Below are 17,087 nucleotides of genomic sequence, written 5' to 3'. Positions count from 1 at the left end.
TCGCTGAATTGACGCCCGGCAACGGGCGGGTAATGTCGCCGCATTGCTCGGAGGACCCAATGCAGAAATCCGCGTCGATTTTCACGCCTGTGCTGGTGGCGGGCTGCCTGATAATGCTGGTGTCCTTCTCGATCCGGGCGGCGTTCGGGGTGTTCCAGATCCCGATCGCCGAGGAATTCAACTGGCTGCGGGTGGAGTTCAGCCTTGCCATCGCGGTTCAGAACCTGGCCTGGGGGATCGGCCAGCCGATATTCGGCGCGATTGCCGAAAAGGTGGGCGACCGCAAGGCCATCATCCTCGGTGCGTTGATGTATGCCGCCGGGCTGGTCCTGTCGTCCTTTGCAACGACGCCGCTGGCGCACCAGCTTTACGAGGTGCTGGTGGGCTTCGGTATCGCGGGCACCGGGTTCGGCGTGATCCTGGCCGTGGTGGGCCGCGCGAGCAGCGACGAGAACCGCTCGATGAGCCTTGCCATCGCGACGGCGGCCGGATCGGCGGGGCAGGTGTTCGGCCCGCCGATCGCGGAGTACCTGCTGTCGATGATGGGCTGGCAGTCGGTCTTCCTGATCTTCGCGGCGGCGATCCTGGCGGTGCTGGCCTGCCTGCCGCTGATGCGGGCGCCGGAGCCTGTCAGCACGACGGAGCTGGAAGAGACGATGGGCCAGATCCTGGTCAAGGCGTTCCGGGATCCGAGTTACACGCTGATCTTCCTGGGCTTCTTTTCCTGTGGCTATCAGCTGGGGTTCATCACCGCGCATTTCCCGGCCTTCGTGACGGAGTATTGCGGGCCGATCGCGGCGGGCAGCGTGTTGCACAACATGGGGGTGACCACGACCTCGGCGCTGGGGGCGGTGGCCATCGCGCTGATCGGGCTGGCCAATATCGCGGGGACGCTGACGGCGGGGTGGCTGGGCAAACGCCATTCCAAGAAGCTTTTGCTGGCCGGAATATACACCGGGCGGACGCTCGTCGCGGCAGCTTTCATCATGTTTCCGATCACGCCGACCAGCGTGCTCTTGTTCTCGGCGGCGATGGGGTCGCTCTGGCTGGCCACCGTGCCGCTGACCAGCGGGCTGATCGCGCATATCTACGGGCTGCGCTACATGGGCACGCTTTACGGTATCGTGTTCTTCAGCCACCAGTTGGGCAGTTTCCTGGGTGTCTGGCTGGGAGGGCAGTTGTATGATATCTACGGGAACTACTCGATGGTCTGGTGGATCGGCGTGGGAGTGGGCGCATTTTCGGCAATCGTGCATCTTCCGGTAAAAGAGCGGGTGCTGCCGCGCAGTGCCTTGGCCTGACGCTTGCCGCGGTGCTGGGGCTGACCGCAGGCCCGGCGGCGGCGGATCAGGTGGAGGACTGGATCGCCGGCACGCCCGAACGCTACAGACAAGCGTTGCGCGCGGGGCAGGAGGATCCGACGTTCTCGGCGTTTCGCGAGATGTGTCCGGCGGATGTCTTTCGCGACCTGGGCCGGGAGCCGGGCGGATCGCGGGACTGTACCCAAAGGCCGGGATGGTGCCTGGGCCTGTGCCGGGCGGGGCAGGCGCGGGCCTGTTTCGGGCTGGCGCGGTCGGTTGAAATCGAGCTGGACGTCGAAGGCCAGGCCACGGTGAAATATCCCTTCTTCATGGCCGCCTGCGCGGCGGGAGACGCGAATGCGTGCACGAACGCCGGCGCGACGGCTGCGCGGGGCAGTTGGATCGCCGGATCGCAGCCGGCCGCCGCCGCAGCGCCGGCGTGCCAGGTGCGCACGTATGAGACGGCCTGCACGGCGCGGGCGCCCTGGGGCTGTTACATGCTGGGCGCGGAATGGGCGCAGGCGGGTGACAACGGCAAGGCGCAGGATGCATGGCAGCGCGCCTGCGATGTCGACCCCGATGGCAGTGCCTGCGACGCCGCGCGGGCCCGGTTGGATTAGCGGGCCGTGTCCTGCGCGACCTGAAGCGTGTCCAGGACCCGGGCGACCTTGGTCACATGGGTATAGGCCAGTGTGTGCCCGGCGCCCGGGATGACCACGTTGCGCGCTTCGGGGTTCAGTTCTGTCAGCCGGTCGCGGCCCGCTAGCGGGATCACGTCGTCGGTTTCGCCCCAGATCGCCAGGGTCGGAATGCCGGCGTCGCAGATGGCGCGGTGGGCGGGGGCAAGGTCTTCGTCCATGATGCCCCTGAGCGAGGACAGGATGGCGGGCGCGAACCCGCGTTTGCGGCTTTCGGCCATTTGCAAGTCGACCATGTTCGGAATGGCCGACGGCAGGCCGCGTTCGGACGCCAAGCCACGGCGCAGGCTGCGAGGATAGAACCCCAGCATCATCCACTTGCCGATATTGGGGTGGTTGATGGCCATCCCCGCGACCGGCCCGAGATCATGCCCAAGCCCGGCTGGAGCGATCAGGCAAAGCTGCTGCACCCGTGAGGGATGCGCGGCGGCGAACCCGGTCGCGATGGCCCCGCCCATGGAATAGCCGAGCAGGGTGAAGCCGCCCTCGATGCCCTGGTGATCGAGCAGCGCGGCAAGCTGGGCGTTGAAAAACGTGCTGTCCTGTTCGCCCTTGGGACGGGCCGACAGGCCGCGGCCATAAAGGTCATAGGTCAGGACGCGAAAGCCCATCCCGGCGAGGTGGTCGGCCAGTGGACCCCAGACGAAGCTGGGCGTGGTCAGCCCGTGCACGCAGACGGCCACAGGGCCGTCCTCGGGTCCGCGCCACTGGAACCATGTCGGGCCGTTCGGCAGATCCGCCACCTGCCCCGGGGCCGAGGCCCGCTGTTTGTCCGTCACACGGGGACGGAATGCCTCGGCAATGAAAGGGGCGGCGACAAGGGCCGTCCCGGCGGACAGGACCGCCCAGCCGATCACTTGGCCGCTTTCCAAGCGTCAAGGATGTAACGGCTGGTCATGAGGTCCAGATGTGCGCCGCCGCCGTTCTTGAAAAGGGTGATCTCCTGGTCGCTGCGCCGGGTGAAATTTTCCGGCTCGTAGTAGTCGGCCACAAGGTCATCGCGCGTGATCGTTCCGGCCTCGAGCGGGATCTTGATCTCGCCGATATGGCCGACGGTCGTGTCGTAGCTGTCGACGAAGACGCGGGCGCGTTGCAGGGCGGTGTCATCAGCCTCTCGCATGTCGGGGCGGTAGGCGCCGATGAGGTCGATATGCTGGCCGGGCTGGAACCAGTTGCCTTTCAGCACCGGGTCGGTGGACATGGTGGCCGAGGTCACGATATCGGCGGCACGCACGGCGCCCTCCAAATCATCGGCTACGGTCAGGCCGGGGCAATCCTTGACCATCGCCTCGGCATTGGCGCGGGTGCGGTTCCAGACGGTGAATTGCGCGTCGGGGAAGCCGGCGCTGTAGGCCTGGAAGAGCGACCGGCCCACGGTGCCCGCGCCAACGATCAGAATGTTGCGGCTGTCGGGCCGCGCCAGGCGTCGGGCGGCAAAGAGGCTGTCGCCCGCGGTTTTCCACTTGGTCACGAGGTGGAAGTCGATGACGGCCTCCAGGCTGCCGTTCGCGTCGGAAAAGACGCTGACCGAGCCGTTGATCATCGGGTCGCCCTTGTCGGGGTTGCCGGGGAAGATCGTGGCGGACTTGACCGCCAGCCCCATGCCGTCGATCCAGGCCGACCGGCTGAGCAGCGTGTCGGGATCGCGGTAGAGGAAGGTATCGCCGATCTCGGCCTTGGGGCGTTCATGGCCCGCCTCGAAGGTGTCGCAGAGCGCCAGCCAGTCGAGCAGCGCCTCGCCTTCGTCGAAGGGGATGATGGAAATGCTCATGGGGGCGCTCCTTGCTGTTGGTATCGCAAGGTATGCGTGCTGGCGCGGGGCGCGTCAAACCCTGCAGGGGTCACAGGTGGCTGGGCTCGTCACTCGCGACGATCTGGTCCTTCCGGGATTCGCGCCAGATAAGGTAGAGGCCCGAGCCGAGGATCAAGGCGATGCCGATCCACGCGGTGCGGTCGGGCCATGTGCCGAACACGGTCACGCCCCACATGATGGCCATGGGCATGGCGACATACTCGAACGGTGCGGCGAAGGCGGCCTCGGAAATGCGGTAGGCCTGGCTGATGAAGAACCCGCCCATCACGCCGCTGACGCCCAGCATGATCAGGATCCACCAGTCATGCGTCGCGATCGGCCCCCAGGCGCGGAACAGGAAGGCCAGCGATGCGTGATCCTGCTGGGCGAATTTGCCGTCGCCGATGGAGAGGCCGATGATGCTGCAGGCGATAATGAAGGTGATCTGGATATAGACCGCCATGGTCGCCGCCGATTCCGTGCCGCCGACCTTGCGCGCGACCATGTGTATCACGGCATAGAGCACGGCCGCGGCCATCGGCAGGAGGGCTGCAACCTGAAAGGCCGAGGTGCCTGGTTTGACGATCACCAGGACGCCGACGAAGCCGACGGCGATGGCGGCCCAGCGGCGGGCGCCCACGGTTTCGCGTAGGAAGATCACCGAGAAGACGGTGATGACCAGCGGCGAGATGAAGAACACCGCGACCGCATCGGCGATGGGCATCGCCGCCAGGCCGAGAAACAAACAGGAGTTGGCGCCGACCACGCAGACCCCGCGCAGAAGGTGGGCGCCAGGCCGCCGCGTGCGCAGCACCCGCAGACCGTAGATGGGCAGAAACACGATTGCGAAGGTGAGCAAGGCGATCGCCGACCGGAAGAAGACGATCTGGTGCAGGGCGTAGTCATCCGACAGGAACTTGATGCCCACGTCGTTCAGCGAAAAGCACATGACAGCCAGCAGGGCGCAGCCCGCCCCGGCAAGGTTCGTGCGCGACACGCTCATGTCTGCGCCGCCTTGCGGACCATGCGTTCCAGCGCATCGAGAAAGCGCGAGCGGTCGGCCTTGGTAAACCCCTTGCCGCCACCTTGCCGGAACGGGTCGGCGGCGCGCAGGTCGCTCATCAGGTCGCGGGTTGCGAGTGCGTTGCCGATATTGGCCTGGGTCAGCGCCTCGCCGTTGTGTTTTAGCACCAGCGCGCCGGCTTCGACGCATTTGGCGGCGAGCGGGATGTCGCCGGTGATGACCACGTCGCCCGGCCCGGCACGCTCGGCGATCCACATGTCGGCCACGTCGGGGCCGTCGGGCACGATGACGGTTTCCACCAGCGGATTGCGCGAGGGGCGCAGGCCGCCGTTGGAGACGATGAAGATCTTCTGCTTGTGACGGGTGCCCACCCGCTCGACCTCGTCCTTGACCGGACAGGCATCGGCATCGACGTAGAGGGACATGCAAGCGGGTTCCTTTTTCTGTCCGGCGAGGCCTTGGTAGATCTCGGATCGGAATCTTCCAACAACGCAAACCCACCGCGAACTCTTAAATCCTAGAGCGGGTGTTCAAATGCAAGCAACAGGCGGGAGTGAAGGTGGTCGAATTTCTTTTGTTGGAATTGAGTGCGGTCATGCCGCTCGGTCGTGATGCTCAACCAGTCAATCAGCAGACGCGCCCGCATGCAGAAGTCCAGCACATCCATGTTTATCGGGTGCCGGTAGAGTTTGAAGAACATCGCCTTGTTTTTGGCAATGAGTCCGCTGCGGTCGATTTCGTCCGGGCTGGCCGGCCGGAAGACATCCGTCTTCAAAAAATCCACGATGTCGTAAACGGCCAGTTTGCGCGTCACTTCCGTGAAGTCGAAACCGTAGGTCACGCCCGCACCCAAGATAAGGTTGCGACCATGGAAGTCACCGTGACTGAAGACATGCGTATCTTCCGCGCCTTCAATCCGCCTGACGTCCCGGTGCATCTGGTCGATCATCGGCCCGTATTGCTCGGGCGTCGCATGAGGGCAGTCCCGGCTGCCGGTCAGGGTGGCGAGGGTCTCGAGCATCCAGTCGTACCAGAAGTTCTCTGTGGTGATCGGTTCAAAGCCATGTAGTGCATGCAGCCAGTGACCGGCCTTGCGATAGATTTGGCGCGCGCGATTGTCGGCCTCCTGTTCATAGATTGCCTCTGTCGCCGTCCGGTTGTCGATATAGCCTGTGACGAAGAACTCGCCGGAAGGGGACATGTAGACGGGTGTCACGACATCCAGCTTTTCAAACTTCTCGAAATGGGCATGCAGTTCGCGCAGCGTTTCAAACTCGCGCACCAGCCTTTCGGTCTTCGCGGATTTGGTATCGACCTTCAGCGCATAGCGCCGCTCACCGATTTCGACCACGAAAACCTGACGTTCTTTCGGGTAGTCGGCTGAGCGGTAGATGCAGGCGAAGTTGTAGTCCTGTGCCGGGTGCTGTTGAGCAACGAATTCCTTGACGTAGCCGTTGATGCGTCTGTGGTTGTAGTTCAGCAGATTGGCCATTCAGAACGCCGTGTTCATCGTCGGTCTGGCTGGCATCGACATATGGGCCAAAACGCTATTCCGCCGCCTTGGCGCCGCGGGTGACCTTGTATTCCTCGGGGATGGGCATCCGGTTGAAGGCGTCGAGACCGGCGATCTTGTAGGCCTCGGCCAGCGTGGGATAATTGAACGTGTTCTGCACGAAGTAGTCCACCGTGCCCTTGAGGTTCAGGACCGCCTGCGCAATGTGGATAAGCTCGGTCGCGCCTTCGCCGACGATCTGGACGCCCAGCACACGGCGGGTTTTCAGCGACACGAGCATTTTCAGCATCCCGTGTTCCAGACCCATGATGTTGCCGCGGGATGTCTCGCGGAAGCGGGCGATGCCGACCTCGTACGCGATGCCGCGTTCCTGCATTTCTTCCTCGGACATGCCGCAGGTGGAAATCTCTGGCACGGAGTAGATACCGTAGGGGAACCAGGGGCTTTCGGGCAGGGTGGGCGTGTCGAGCGCATGGCAGGCGGCGATGCGGCCCTGTTGCAGCGAGGTCGAGGCCAGCGAGGGGTGCCCGATCACGTCGCCCGCGGCGTAGATATGCGGCACCTTGGTCTGGTAGGTCTTGCGGTCGACCTCGAGCCGGCCGCGATGGTCGGTCTTCAGCCCGGCCTTGTCGAGGCCCAGGCGGTCGGTGGCGCCCATGCGGCCGGCGGCGAAGAGCAGCATTTCGGACCGGACGTGCCGACCGTTGGCCAGCGTGGTCTCGATATGCTCGCCCGCGTCCTCGATCGTCTCGATGGCCGAACCGAGGCGCAGGTCGACGCCGTTTTCGCGGATCTGGTGGGTGAAGTCGTCGATCAGGGTCTTGTCGATGAAGTCGAGGAAGCTGTCGCGCGGCTCGATCAGGGTGACGCGCACGTCGAGGGCCGAGAACATGGTGGCGTATTCCACGCCGATCACGCCCGCGCCCACCACGACAAGGCTGCGCGGGATCTGGCCCAGTTCGAGAAACTCGTCGCTGTCCACGACCGTCTTGCCGTTGAAGGGCACGTAATCGGGGCGATAGGTCTTGGTCCCGGTCGAGATCAGGAAGCGGTCGGCGGTCAGCGCCACCGTCTCGCCCGCCTCGGTTGCCACATCGATGGCGTTGGGCCCGGTAAAGCTGGCCAACCCGTGGAGGGTATCGACGTGGTTGCGGTTGAACTGGTGCTCCAGCACGTCGACCTCGTAATCGAGGGTCTTGTGCAGGCGCATTTTCAGGTCCTGCGCGCCGATATCCTCTTTCACGCGGTAGGATCGTCCGTAAAAGCTGCGCTCGCGGTAGCCAGAGAGGTTGAGCACGGTTTCCCGCAGGGTCTTGGACGGGATCGTGCCAGTATGCACCGACACGCCGCCCAGTCGCTCCTTGCGGTCCACGACCAGCACCCGGCGTTTCAGCTTGCCGGCCTGGATCGCGGCAGAGCGTCCGGCGGGGCCGGAGCCGATGATGATGAGGTCGTAGTGGCTCATGTCTTACCCTGCGTAGAGCGCTTCGGCGTGGAAGGCGATGTGGTCCTCCATGAAGGAGGAGACGAAGAAGTAGCTATGGTCGTAACCGGGCTGCATCCGCAGGATGGATTGCTGGCGGCGGGTGGCGCAAGCCTTGGCAAAGCTTTCGGGCATCAGCAGGTCCAGAAACTGGTCCGATGTTCCGGTATCGCACAGAATCGGACCATCGAAACCCTTTTCGTTCATCAGCAGCGTGGCGTCATGCTTGGCCCAGAGGCTTTCGTCCGAGCCGAGATAGGCGCCGAACTGCTTGCGGCCCCAGCTGCTTTGGGTGGGGTTCACGATGGGCGAGAAGGCCGAGACCGAGGCGAAGCGGTCGGGGATGTTCATCGCGATGGTGAGCGCGCCATGCCCGCCCATGGAGTGGCCGGTGATGGCCTGGCGCGCGCTGTCGATGGCGAAGTTCGAGGCGATCAGGACCGGCAATTCCTCGGTCACGTAGTCCCACATGCGGAAATGCGGCGCCCAGGGGTCCTGGGTGGCGTTGACGTAGAAGCCCGCGCCCTGCCCGAGGTCGAAGGCGTCGTCATTGGCCACGCCCTCGCCCCGCGGTGAGGTGTCGGGGAACACGAGCGCGATGCCCTGTTCCGCCGCCCATTGCTGTGCGCCGGCCTTGGTCATGGCGTTTTCGTGCGTGCAGGTCAGGCCAGAGAGGTACCACAGCACGGGCACGTTGCCCCATTTCGCCTCTTCCGGCAGGAACAGGCCAAAGGTCATGTCGCAATCGCAGGCTTTGGATTTGTGGGTGTAGACACCTTGCGTGCCGCCGAAGCAGGCGTTTTCCGAAACGGTTTCCATCACGATCTTCCTTCCGTCCTATGAGCGGTGAGACACCGAATGCCGCCATCCGGCGGCGGTCGCGCGGACCGTATCACGCTCAGCCCTGCGGCCAACCGTGAAATTGGTCGGCACAGGCCTAGCGCGCACAGGTTTCAGAATTGCAAAAATCGGCGGGTGGCGCAGCGGTCTATTGATAAAGGCGGCTGACCCAGCCGATGACGACTGACACCGTAATGACCGCGAGGGCCGTCGAGATCAGGATCGAGGCCGAGACCCGTTGGGGTGCGATGCGGTAATGCTCGGCCAGGATATAGACGTTGCCCGCAACGGGCAGGGCAGCGGCGGTGATCATCACGGCGGCGGGGTAGGGATCGACGGGGAAAAGGTAGAGCGCGGAAAAGGCCACGAAGAGCGGGTGCAGGATCAGCTTGTTGAAGCTGAGCCAGCCGGCGACGAAGGGCCGTTCGGCGGACTTGGTGGCCAATGAGGCGCCGATGGCGAAGAGCGCGCCGGGTGTCGCCGCGCCGCCCAGCAGGGACAGGAAATCGTTCATGACCGGGTGAATGGGGAGGTCGAAGGCGGACCAGGCAAGCCCGAGCGTGATCGAGACGATCATCGGGTTCTTCACGAGGCCGATGCCCACGGTGCGAAAGACGCCGAGGCTCATGCGCCCGTCGCGTGTGCCGGTGACGATGATCACGATCAGCGAGCCGAAGACGATGAGGTCGACCGCGAGTACCAGCATCACGGGGCCGATCGCATCCTCCCCCAGCAGCAGCGTCAGCATCGGCACGCCCAGGAAACCCACGTTGCCGATCACGCCGCATTGTGCCTCGAACGCGGCTTCCTCGGCCTTGAGGCGGCGGAAGAAGGCGACCAGCGTGACCAGCCCGTAAACGAAGGCCGTGCCCCAGAGATAGGCCATGACGAACCGCCAGTCGAAGATCTCGCTCATCGTCAGGTTCGCGGAGAACCGGAACAGCATGGCCGACAGGGCGAAATAGAACACGAACTTGGTGAGGTAGGCGGTGGCCTCTTCGCTGAAGAACCCGGTGCGTCCTGCCCAGTAGCCAAGCCCGATCAGCAGGAAGAAGGGCAGGGTTTGCAAGAAGATGTCCAGCATGAAGCGGTCGTAGCATGCTGGCGGGGGGCGTCAATCGCGATGACGTCAGCCGCTGCCGATCAGCACCCCGGCGGCGAACACCAGCGCCCCACCCAGCACCACCTGGAAGGCGGCGCGAAAGAACGGGGTTTCCATGTAGCGGTTCTGGATCCAGGCGATGGCCCAAAGCTCGACGAAGACGACGATGACGGCGATGATCGTCGCGGTCCAGAAATCGGGGATGAGATACGGCAGGGCGTGACCCAGCCCGCCCACGGTGGTCATGATGCCTGAGGCGAAACCGCGCTTGACGGGACTGCCGCGACCGGAGAGTTCGCCGTCGTCGCTGGCGGCCTCGGTAAAGCCCATGGAGATGCCGGCGCCGACTGAGGCGGCGAGGCCGACGAGGAAGGTCGTCCAAGTGTCCTGCGTGGCGAAGGCGGTGGCGAAGATCGGGGCGAGGGTCGAGACCGATCCGTCCATGAGCCCGGCCAAGCCCGGTTGCACCCAGGTCAGAAGGAACTGGCGCTTGGCGGTGCGCTCTTCGGCGTCGCGGGCGTCGGCGTCGAGGTGTTGCTCTTCGAGCGCGCCGGCGCGGTCCTGGTGCCCGGCCTCGGCGGCGGCCAGATCGCCCAGAAGCGCGCGGGTCGTGGCGTCTTGCGTGCTTTGCGCCGCCTTGAGATAGAAGCGCTCTGCGTCGCGTTCCATCGCCTCGGCCTCGGCGCGGATACGCTCGATGCCGAGGTTCTCGATCAGCCAGACCGGGCGGCGGGTGTAGTAGCCGGCCACATGCTCGCGCCGGATGAGCGGTATAACGTCGCCGAAACGGTCCCGGTGCAGGGCGATCAGGCGGCGGCGGTGCTCGTCCTCCTCGGTGGCCATCCCGTCGAAGATCCTTGCGGTATCGGGATAGTCCGCGCGCAGCATCTCGGCATAGCTGCGGTAGATGCGGGCGTCATCCTCCTCCGAGGAGATGGCGAGCGCGAGCACTTCCTGTTCGGAAAGGTCCGAGAAACGGCGGCGGGACGAGACACCGGGGATCATCGGGTGGCCTCCAGTAGTTTAGAATGGTTCTAATCTACTACGCCGGCGGATCAGGTCAAGTGCGGGGCTGTCCAGTCATCAGCAAATAGCAGGTATGCAAAAAACTAAACCAAGCAGTTCATTTTTGCCATTGCAAAATGAACCGGTCTGTTTAGATTGGCTGATATGAACTGAATGGTTCAGATAAAGGAACGCGAAATGAAACATCTTCTTCTGACAGTGACGATTGCCGCCTCGGCCTTCGCCGCGCCCGCCATGGCGTTCAGTGTCGACATGTCGAGCCTGACGCCGGTTCTGACCTTCCCTGCACCCGCGCCCGAACCTGTCACGCAAGGGGCCGGTGGCGTTGACGCGCAATAGACGTGCGCGCCAGGTCTGCGGGCGGGTGTTCCTTCCTCCCCTTCCCCGAAACGGCCCGTCCGCAGACATGCTTGCAGTTCGCCACCCGCGACCTGTAAGCTGACAGGAACAGGCAGGAGGAGACGCATGACGGCCATGGACGCCGAAATCAAGAAGGGTCGCAAGTTCGACCAGGTGCTTGAGGGCGCACGGCAGATTTTCATGCGGGACGGGTTCGAAGGGGCCAGCGTTGACGACATCGCCAAGGCGGCGAGCGTGTCGAAGGCCACCCTTTACAGCTATTTTCCCGACAAACGCCTGCTGTTTTCCGAGGTTGCGCGCGTGGAGTGCAACCGTCAGGCCGAAAGCGCGCTGGAGCAGATCGACACCGAGGCCCCGGCGCATGAAGTTCTGCACGAGGCGGCGAGCCGCGCCGTACGGTTTTTCCTGTCGGATTTCGGACAGCAGATGTTCCGGATCTGCGTCGCCGAGTCCTATCGGTTTCCCGAGTTGGGCCAGAGGTTCTATGCGTCCGGGCCGGGCTTGTTCAGCGAACGCATGGGACGGCTGCTGACACCTTACGTGGAGCGCGGCGAGCTGAAGATCGACGACATGGACCTGGCCACCAAGCAATTCGGCGAATTGTGCAAGTGCGATCTGTTCGTGCGGTGCCTGTGCGGGGTGGAGTGCGACACGTCCGAGAGCGCGATCGAACGCATCGCCAGCGGCGCGGTCGAGACCTTCATGGCGCGGTACGGCGCCTGAGGTCGGTGCACGGGATCGGGCGGCGGCTCTTGGCATCACCGCCCGAAGATCACACCCGCGACTTCATCAAAGGTTAACGGCGCGTTCAGGCGCCCACGTCGATGATCGCCTGCGCCAGCAGCGGGACCGTCCTGGCATTCAGGCCCGCGATATTGATGCGGCTGTCGCCCACCATGTAGATCGCGTGATCCTTGCGCAGCGCCTCGACCTTGTCGGCGTCCAGCCCGAGGCGCGAGAACATGCCGCGATGCTGGGCGATGAAGCCGAAACGGTCCGAGCCCGAAAGCTTGCGCAGTTCCTGGGCGAGTTGCTCGCGCAGGCCAAGCATGCCGCGGCGCACTTCCTCCAGTTCGGCCTGCCAGTCGGCGCGCAGGGCGTCGTCGTTCAGCACCAGCGAGACCAGCCGCGCGCCGTGGTCGGGCGGGAAGGAATAGTTCTGGCGGTTGAGATAGGCGAGGTTCGCCTGGGTCGTGGGGCGGCGGGCGCTGTCCTGGCAGACGGCCATCAGCAGGCCGGTACGTTCGCGGTAGATGCCGAAATTCTTGGAGCAACTCGCGGCGATCAGGACCTCGGGGCAGGAGGCCACGACGTGGCGGGTGCCGGCCGCGTCGGCATCCAGGCCGTCGCCGAAGCCCTGGTAGGCGATGTCGATCATCGGGATGGCGCCCTTGGCGTTGGCCAGGTCCGTGACGTCGCCCCATTGCTGCATCGTCAGGTTGGCGCCGGTCGGGTTGTGGCAGCAGCCGTGCAGCAGGATCACGTCGCCCGCTTTCACGCCGTCCAGATCCCGCATCATGCCGTCGAAATCGACGCCGCCGGTCTCGTTGTCGAAATAGCGGTAGGGGACGTGTTCGATCCCCATGTGCTTGAGAATGCTGAGGTGGTTGGGCCAGGTCGGGTCGGACACGAAGACGCGCGCGCCGGGGTTGGCCATCTTCACCAGGTCGAAGGCCTGCCGCACCGCGCCGGTGCCGCCGGGTGTCGCCACCGCCGCCACCGCATCGCGGGGCGCGGCATCGTCCAGGATCAGCCTGATCATCGCGTCGGAAAAGGCCGGGTCGCCGGCAAGGCCGACATAGGCCTTGGTCTCTTCCTCGTTCCACCATTCCTTCTCGGCGGCCTTGATGGCGCGCATGATCGGCGTGCGGCCTTCTGCATCCTTGTAGACGCCGACGCCGAGGTCGATCTTGGTGTCGCGCGGATCGTCCTTGTAGGCCTGCATCAGCGCGAGGATCTTGTCGGCGGGTTGTTCCTTGAGGTGTTCGAACATCAGGCTTCTCCGGTTGCGACGGAGACGGTGGGGAAGGCGCCCCATTCGGTCCATGATCCGTCATAAAGCGCGTGGTCGGTCTTGCCGATCCGTTCCAGCGCAAGGTTGATCACCGCGGCGGTCACGCCAGAGCCGCAGCTTGTGATGACGGGTTTCGACAAGTCCGCACCGGCCGCGTCGAAGATCGCGCGCAGTTCGTCGGGGGATTTCATCGTGGCGTCATCGTTGAGCAGGGAGCTGTAGGGGACGTTGCGGGAATTGGGGATGTGCCCGGCCCGCAGGCCCTGGCGCGGTTCGGGCTCGTCGCCGCGAAACCGTCCGGGCGCACGGGCGTCGAGGATAGTGTAGTCGCCCAGCTTGGAGGCGGCGGCGACCTGCGTGACGTCCTTGACCCGGTGCGCCTCGCGCCGGACGGTCATGTGCCGGTCGCGGATCATCGGCGGCAGGTCCTCGGTCGGGCGGCCCTCGGCCAGCCACTTGGGCAGGCCGCCGTCCAGGACGGCGACTTCGGTCTGGCCCATCAGGCGGAAGAGCCACCAGACGCGGGCCGCCGAAAAGAGACCGTGGGTGTCGTAGACCACCACCTGGTGCCCGTCACCCACGCCCATCTGGCGCATGCGGGACATGAACTTTTCCACCGGGGGGGCCATGTGCGGCAGGTCCGAACGGTGGTCCGAGATATCGTCGATATCGAAGAAGCGTGCGCCGGGGATGTGGGCCTGCTCGTATTCCGCCTTGGCATCGCGGTCGACGCCGGGCAGGAAATAGGTGGCATCGAGGATCCGCAGGTCCGGGTCGCCCAGATGCGCCGCCAGCCAATCGGTGGATACCAATGTTTTCGGATCGTCGTTTGCCATGACAGCCCCCTGAAACGTTGACAGTGACGTAGCGCGGGACGCCGGACAGTGCAAGCGGGGGGCAGGCGCTGCGGCGGGTCAGCGGGTCAGAAGATTGCGCAGAAGACCCACGGCCAGCAGGCACGCGCCGCCGCCCAGACCGCCCGCGGCCAGTTGGGTGGTCAGGGCCGTGGGGTCGAGGGACACGCTATCGGGCGCTGTCTGCGCAAGCCCGCCAAAGCCCAGCAAAGCAAGGGCATGGCCCCCCATAAGACCACCCAGACTGCCGGCAAGGGAATTGATCAGGAGTCCGAGGTTGAGGCGGGGCACAAGGCCGCCGGCGATGTTGCCGCCGATGGCGCCGGCAATGAGGCTGATCAGTAAGTCCATGCTTCCCGGTCCCCCGTGCAGTCCCGCGCGTCGCGCCGGGAACTAAGGGAGGATAGCAAAACGGGCGGCACCCGCAGAGGGTGGAATCCGAAGCGTTTACATACCGTGGCGCAAAAGCCGCTGCTTCTGGCGGTTCCAGTCGCGCTTGGCCTCGGTCTGGCGCTTGTCGGTGTTCTTCTTGCCCTTGGCGATGCCGATCTTGATCTTGGCGATGCCACGGTCGTTGAAATACATCACCAGCGGCACAAGGGTCATGCCCTTGCGCTGCGTCTCGTTCCACAGGCGCGCCATTTCCTTGCGCGAAACCAAGAGCTTGCGGCGTCGCCGGTCCTCATGCCCGAAAGGCACGGCCTGTTCGTAGGGGGCGATGTAGCTGTTGACCAGCCACAGTTCGCCATCCTCGACCGCGGCATAGCTTTCGGCGATGTTGGAGGTCTTCTGGCGCAGGGATTTGACCTCGGACCCGGCGAGCACCATGCCGCATTCGAGGTCGTCCTCGATGGCATAGTCGTGCCGCGCCTTGCGGTTCTCGGCGACGACCTTGTAGTTCGGATTTATCTTGGGCTTGACCATGTCGAGTTCTGCCTTCCGGGCGGTGCAAGAGAGCAAGATAGCCCCTGCGGCGAAGGCTTCCAACCCCCTGAAGCGAATCGAGAGGTTAACGGGCCCCGGGAGGGCAGATCCGGACGTCGGTATCGCGTCGGTATCCGGGTGGTATCGCGACGGTGCGGTTTCCTGCAGGGGGCCGGATGAACGGAGCGGGCGTTGCGCGGGTGCGGTTGCGGTTGACAGGCGGGCCAGCTCGCCTATCGTCCGGCACGAGCCAGGGGCGCCTTCGGGCTGAGATGCACCCTTTGAACCTGACCCAGATCATGCTGGCGGAGGAAGGCGGGACCGGACCCGGTCGGACCCCTGCCTTTCGCGCGCCGCGAAAGGAGCCGGATGATTCCCAGGACATTTCACGCGGACAGCGGCGGGATCGCCAACATCCTGTCGATCGCAGGGTCGGACCCGTCGGGCGGGGCCGGGGTGCAGGCGGACCTGAAGGCGATTTCGGCGAACGGCGCCTACGGGATGGCGGCGCTGACCGCGCTGACGGTGCAGAACACGCGGGGTGTGCAGGGGGTGCACCTGGTGCCGCCGGAGTTCGTGGCCGACCAGGTCCGGGCCGTCGCCGAGGATGTGCGGATCGATGCGGTGAAGATTGGGATGATCGCCACGGCAGAGATCGCCCGCGCGGTGGCGGACGCCTTGCCGGACGTGCCGGTGGTGATCGATCCGGTGATGGTGGCCAAGGGCGGCGCATCGCTGTTGGCCGAGGACGCGGTGGCGGCGTTGGGCGAGGCGCTGGTGCCGAAGGCGCGCGTCATCACGCCGAACCTGCCGGAGGCGGCGGTGCTGCTGGGCTGCGACGAGGCGGTGACGCGGGACGCGATGGCGGAGCAGGCCCAGGCGCTGCGGGCGCTGGGCTGCGGTGCGGTGCTGCTGAAGGGCGGGCACCTGGAGGGCGAGGACAGCCCCGACGTGCTGGCCGATGCGGACGGCGTGCATTGGTTCGAGGGCGCGCGGATGGCGACGCGGAACACCCACGGGACGGGATGCACCCTGTCGGCGGCGCTGGCGGCGCGGATCGGGCGGGGCGTGGCCCTGCCCGAGGCGGTGCGGGCGGCGAAGGCCTATGTCGCGCGGGCGATTGCCGGGGCCGGGGCGCTGGAGGTGGGGTCGGGGCACGGGCCGACGCATCATTTCGCGGGGCTTTGGCCGGATTGGTGAAGGTGGGGGTCGGTGAAGGTGGGGTGGAACCCCACCCTACGCCTTGGGTGACCGGCCCTGTTTCACCAGCGGTGGGGAAGTGTCGCTGTGGTCGAGGTTCTTGCACTGGCTGCGCAGGACCTTTGTTACGGTGAAGAGCCGTTCGTAGGAGCTGAGGAGGGTACGGATCGCTTCGATCAGAGCGGTCAGTGTCGCGGGGTCGCGAGGCTTGAAGGCGCGCGTCTTGTCGACGCCGGGGCCGGGGCGCTGGAGGTGGGGTCGGGGCACGGGCCGACGTAACAGTTCGCGGATTTGTGGCGTGGGAAGGTGGGGTGGAACCCCACCCTACGTGGGCGATGTTTTCCAGTCGCCGTCCCTGTTCCACCAGCGGTGGGGATTGTCGCTGTCGTCGAGGCCCTTGCACTGGCTGCGCAGCACATCCGTCACGGTGATGACCGGTTCGTAGTAGCTGTGGACCGCGTAGATCGCCTCGATCACCGCGGTCAACATGGCGGGGTCGCGGGGCAGGAAGAAGCGCATCTCGTCGACGCCGGGGCGGTGGCGCGTGTCGTCCTCGGCGCCTGTCGGGGTGCCTTCCCGGGGGCGGTAATATTCCAGCCCGCCGGGGGCGCGATAGCCGTTGCGGTCGGTCTTGCCCTGGGTCAGGGGCGCGACCTGTGTCACGGCGTCGAATATGCGGTCGACGTCTTCAGAGGGCGCCTGGAACATGAGGGCCCACATGGGTTGCATCTCGATGGGCCTTGTGTCGAAGCCGGTCCGGAGGATCGAGGGGTCAGTCATAGCGCACCCCCGTCTCGAGCAGTTCGAAGCCGGTGATCTCGAATTCGTACAGCTCGGAATTGTCGGGACGCAGGGTGCGTGCGATCAGCTTTCCGTTCGCGTCCGTATAGACGGCGTGGGTGGTGTGCAGCGCGCGGAAGCAGTGGCTGCCGTCGGGGTAATAGTACATGATCATG

Annotated in this window: 21 protein-coding genes and 1 riboswitch; of the genes, 5 read left to right on the top strand and 16 right to left on the bottom strand. The window is 65.1% G+C overall.

The window, feature by feature from the left end; translation table 11 throughout:
* Positions 1–59: 59 nt before the first annotated feature.
* Positions 60–1,301, top strand: a complete 1,242-nt coding sequence (locus tag FIU85_RS10755; RefSeq protein ID WP_152496896.1) for an MFS transporter — start codon at positions 60–62, stop codon at positions 1,299–1,301.
* Between the two features lie 11 nt (positions 1,302–1,312).
* Positions 1,313–1,921, top strand: a complete 609-nt coding sequence (locus FIU85_RS10750) for a hypothetical protein (protein ID WP_152490756.1) — start codon at positions 1,313–1,315, stop codon at positions 1,919–1,921.
* On the opposite strand, the gene FIU85_RS10745 is transcribed toward FIU85_RS10750, so the two are convergent.
* The 9 genes from FIU85_RS10745 to mbfA form a co-directional block, all read right to left on the bottom strand.
* On the bottom strand, positions 1,918–2,871 hold the full coding sequence (locus tag FIU85_RS10745) for an alpha/beta fold hydrolase (RefSeq protein WP_254702880.1): 954 nt from the start codon (positions 2,869–2,871) through the stop codon (positions 1,918–1,920). The two genes, FIU85_RS10750 and FIU85_RS10745, sit on opposite strands and share 4 nt — an antisense overlap.
* Complete coding sequence (locus tag FIU85_RS10740; RefSeq protein ID WP_152496895.1) at positions 2,853–3,770, bottom strand: ornithine cyclodeaminase family protein; 918 nt, start codon at positions 3,768–3,770, stop codon at positions 2,853–2,855. Before FIU85_RS10740 ends, FIU85_RS10745 begins: the two co-directional genes overlap by 19 nt.
* A gap of 70 nt (positions 3,771–3,840) precedes the next feature.
* The gene (locus tag FIU85_RS10735) at positions 3,841–4,794 is read right to left on the bottom strand and encodes a DMT family transporter (protein ID WP_152490758.1); all 954 of its coding nucleotides are present in this window, start codon (positions 4,792–4,794) and stop codon (positions 3,841–3,843) included.
* Positions 4,791–5,240 carry a YaiI/YqxD family protein gene (locus tag FIU85_RS10730; RefSeq protein ID WP_152496894.1) on the bottom strand — a complete coding sequence of 150 codons (450 nt, stop codon included), beginning with the start codon at positions 5,238–5,240 and terminating at the stop codon, positions 4,791–4,793. The genes FIU85_RS10735 and FIU85_RS10730 overlap by 4 nt, the downstream gene beginning before the upstream one ends.
* A gap of 92 nt (positions 5,241–5,332) precedes the next feature.
* Positions 5,333–6,307, bottom strand: a complete 975-nt coding sequence (locus FIU85_RS10725; protein WP_152496893.1) for a phosphotransferase family protein — start codon at positions 6,305–6,307, stop codon at positions 5,333–5,335.
* Between the two features lie 55 nt (positions 6,308–6,362).
* A complete protein-coding gene (gene sthA, locus FIU85_RS10720) occupies positions 6,363–7,793 on the bottom strand; it encodes a Si-specific NAD(P)(+) transhydrogenase (RefSeq protein ID WP_152496892.1) in 1,431 nt (476 codons plus the stop codon).
* Between the two features lie 3 nt (positions 7,794–7,796).
* On the bottom strand, positions 7,797–8,630 hold the full coding sequence (gene fghA, locus FIU85_RS10715; protein WP_152490762.1) for an S-formylglutathione hydrolase: 834 nt from the start codon (positions 8,628–8,630) through the stop codon (positions 7,797–7,799).
* A gap of 169 nt (positions 8,631–8,799) precedes the next feature.
* Complete coding sequence (locus FIU85_RS10710; RefSeq protein ID WP_152496891.1) at positions 8,800–9,735, bottom strand: AEC family transporter; 936 nt, start codon at positions 9,733–9,735, stop codon at positions 8,800–8,802.
* 45 nt (positions 9,736–9,780) lie between these two features.
* Positions 9,781–10,758 (bottom strand): iron exporter MbfA, encoded by a 978-nt coding sequence (gene mbfA / locus FIU85_RS10705; RefSeq protein WP_152496890.1) that lies wholly within the window; start codon positions 10,756–10,758, stop codon positions 9,781–9,783.
* 198 nt (positions 10,759–10,956) lie between these two features.
* On the opposite strand from mbfA, the gene FIU85_RS22020 reads away from it, so the two are divergent.
* Positions 10,957–11,118: a hypothetical protein gene (locus FIU85_RS22020; RefSeq protein ID WP_172977976.1), complete on the top strand. Its 162-nt coding sequence runs from the start codon at positions 10,957–10,959 to the stop codon at positions 11,116–11,118.
* 126 nt (positions 11,119–11,244) lie between these two features.
* The gene (locus FIU85_RS10700) at positions 11,245–11,862 is read left to right on the top strand and encodes a TetR/AcrR family transcriptional regulator (RefSeq protein WP_152490765.1); all 618 of its coding nucleotides are present in this window, start codon (positions 11,245–11,247) and stop codon (positions 11,860–11,862) included.
* Between the two features lie 85 nt (positions 11,863–11,947).
* Here FIU85_RS10700 and FIU85_RS10695 read toward each other — a convergent pair whose 3' ends face one another.
* The 4 genes from FIU85_RS10695 to smpB form a co-directional block, all read right to left on the bottom strand.
* Positions 11,948–13,132 (bottom strand): amino acid aminotransferase, encoded by a 1,185-nt coding sequence (locus tag FIU85_RS10695; RefSeq protein WP_152496889.1) that lies wholly within the window; start codon positions 13,130–13,132, stop codon positions 11,948–11,950.
* Positions 13,132–13,989 (bottom strand): 3-mercaptopyruvate sulfurtransferase, encoded by an 858-nt coding sequence (sseA, locus tag FIU85_RS10690; protein WP_152496888.1) that lies wholly within the window; start codon positions 13,987–13,989, stop codon positions 13,132–13,134. The genes FIU85_RS10695 and sseA overlap by 1 nt, the downstream gene beginning before the upstream one ends.
* A gap of 78 nt (positions 13,990–14,067) precedes the next feature.
* Positions 14,068–14,358 (bottom strand): hypothetical protein, encoded by a 291-nt coding sequence (locus FIU85_RS10685; protein WP_152490768.1) that lies wholly within the window; start codon positions 14,356–14,358, stop codon positions 14,068–14,070.
* 96 nt (positions 14,359–14,454) lie between these two features.
* Positions 14,455–14,931, bottom strand: a complete 477-nt coding sequence (gene smpB, locus FIU85_RS10680) for an SsrA-binding protein SmpB (protein WP_057791393.1) — start codon at positions 14,929–14,931, stop codon at positions 14,455–14,457.
* Between the two features lie 242 nt (positions 14,932–15,173).
* A riboswitch (TPP riboswitch) is annotated at positions 15,174–15,262 on the top strand.
* Positions 15,263–15,300: 38 nt separating this feature from the next.
* On the opposite strand from smpB, the gene thiD reads away from it, so the two are divergent.
* Positions 15,301–16,131, top strand: a complete 831-nt coding sequence (gene thiD / locus FIU85_RS10675; protein WP_152496887.1) for a bifunctional hydroxymethylpyrimidine kinase/phosphomethylpyrimidine kinase — start codon at positions 15,301–15,303, stop codon at positions 16,129–16,131.
* Between the two features lie 36 nt (positions 16,132–16,167).
* Here thiD and FIU85_RS10670 read toward each other — a convergent pair whose 3' ends face one another.
* The 3 genes from FIU85_RS10670 to FIU85_RS10660 are packed head-to-tail and all read right to left on the bottom strand — an operon-like array spanning position 16,168 to position 17,086.
* Positions 16,168–16,398, bottom strand: a complete 231-nt coding sequence (locus tag FIU85_RS10670; RefSeq protein WP_152496886.1) for a hypothetical protein — start codon at positions 16,396–16,398, stop codon at positions 16,168–16,170.
* A gap of 57 nt (positions 16,399–16,455) precedes the next feature.
* A complete protein-coding gene (locus FIU85_RS10665; RefSeq protein ID WP_216648872.1) occupies positions 16,456–16,911 on the bottom strand; it encodes a hypothetical protein in 456 nt (151 codons plus the stop codon).
* Positions 16,904–17,086, bottom strand: coding sequence for a hypothetical protein (locus FIU85_RS10660; RefSeq protein WP_152496885.1), 183 nt, complete (start codon positions 17,084–17,086; stop codon positions 16,904–16,906). Before FIU85_RS10660 ends, FIU85_RS10665 begins: the two co-directional genes overlap by 8 nt.
* Position 17,087: the final 1 nt, after the last annotated feature.

The organism is Roseovarius sp. THAF8 (assembly GCF_009363735.1).
In the GTDB taxonomy this organism is placed as follows: domain Bacteria; phylum Pseudomonadota; class Alphaproteobacteria; order Rhodobacterales; family Rhodobacteraceae; genus Roseovarius.
This window is presented reverse-complemented; position numbering and strand designations above follow the sequence as displayed.

Excerpts from the sequence above, each read along its gene's own strand:
- FIU85_RS10755 (WP_152496896.1), top strand. The coding sequence starts at position 60 with ATGCAGAAATCCGCGTCGATTTTCACGCCTGTGCTGGTGGCGGGCTGC.
- FIU85_RS10740 (WP_152496895.1), bottom strand. The coding sequence starts at position 3,770 with ATGAGCATTTCCATCATCCCCTTCGACGAAGGCGAGGCGCTGCTCGAC.
- FIU85_RS10735 (WP_152490758.1), bottom strand. The coding sequence starts at position 4,794 with ATGAGCGTGTCGCGCACGAACCTTGCCGGGGCGGGCTGCGCCCTGCTG.
- FIU85_RS10730 (WP_152496894.1), bottom strand. The coding sequence starts at position 5,240 with ATGTCCCTCTACGTCGATGCCGATGCCTGTCCGGTCAAGGACGAGGTC.
- FIU85_RS10725 (WP_152496893.1), bottom strand. The coding sequence starts at position 6,307 with ATGGCCAATCTGCTGAACTACAACCACAGACGCATCAACGGCTACGTC.
- sthA (WP_152496892.1), bottom strand. The coding sequence starts at position 7,793 with ATGAGCCACTACGACCTCATCATCATCGGCTCCGGCCCCGCCGGACGC.
- fghA (WP_152490762.1), bottom strand. The coding sequence starts at position 8,630 with ATGGAAACCGTTTCGGAAAACGCCTGCTTCGGCGGCACGCAAGGTGTC.
- FIU85_RS10710 (WP_152496891.1), bottom strand. The coding sequence starts at position 9,735 with ATGCTGGACATCTTCTTGCAAACCCTGCCCTTCTTCCTGCTGATCGGG.
- mbfA (WP_152496890.1), bottom strand. The coding sequence starts at position 10,758 with ATGATCCCCGGTGTCTCGTCCCGCCGCCGTTTCTCGGACCTTTCCGAA.
- FIU85_RS22020 (WP_172977976.1), top strand. The coding sequence starts at position 10,957 with ATGAAACATCTTCTTCTGACAGTGACGATTGCCGCCTCGGCCTTCGCC.
- FIU85_RS10700 (WP_152490765.1), top strand. The coding sequence starts at position 11,245 with ATGACGGCCATGGACGCCGAAATCAAGAAGGGTCGCAAGTTCGACCAG.
- FIU85_RS10695 (WP_152496889.1), bottom strand. The coding sequence starts at position 13,132 with ATGTTCGAACACCTCAAGGAACAACCCGCCGACAAGATCCTCGCGCTG.
- sseA (WP_152496888.1), bottom strand. The coding sequence starts at position 13,989 with ATGGCAAACGACGATCCGAAAACATTGGTATCCACCGATTGGCTGGCG.
- FIU85_RS10685 (WP_152490768.1), bottom strand. The coding sequence starts at position 14,358 with ATGGACTTACTGATCAGCCTCATTGCCGGCGCCATCGGCGGCAACATC.
- smpB (WP_057791393.1), bottom strand. The coding sequence starts at position 14,931 with ATGGTCAAGCCCAAGATAAATCCGAACTACAAGGTCGTCGCCGAGAAC.
- thiD (WP_152496887.1), top strand. The coding sequence starts at position 15,301 with ATGATTCCCAGGACATTTCACGCGGACAGCGGCGGGATCGCCAACATC.
- FIU85_RS10665 (WP_216648872.1), bottom strand. The coding sequence starts at position 16,911 with ATGACTGACCCCTCGATCCTCCGGACCGGCTTCGACACAAGGCCCATC.
- FIU85_RS10660 (WP_152496885.1), bottom strand. The coding sequence starts at position 17,086 with ATGATCATGTACTATTACCCCGACGGCAGCCACTGCTTCCGCGCGCTG.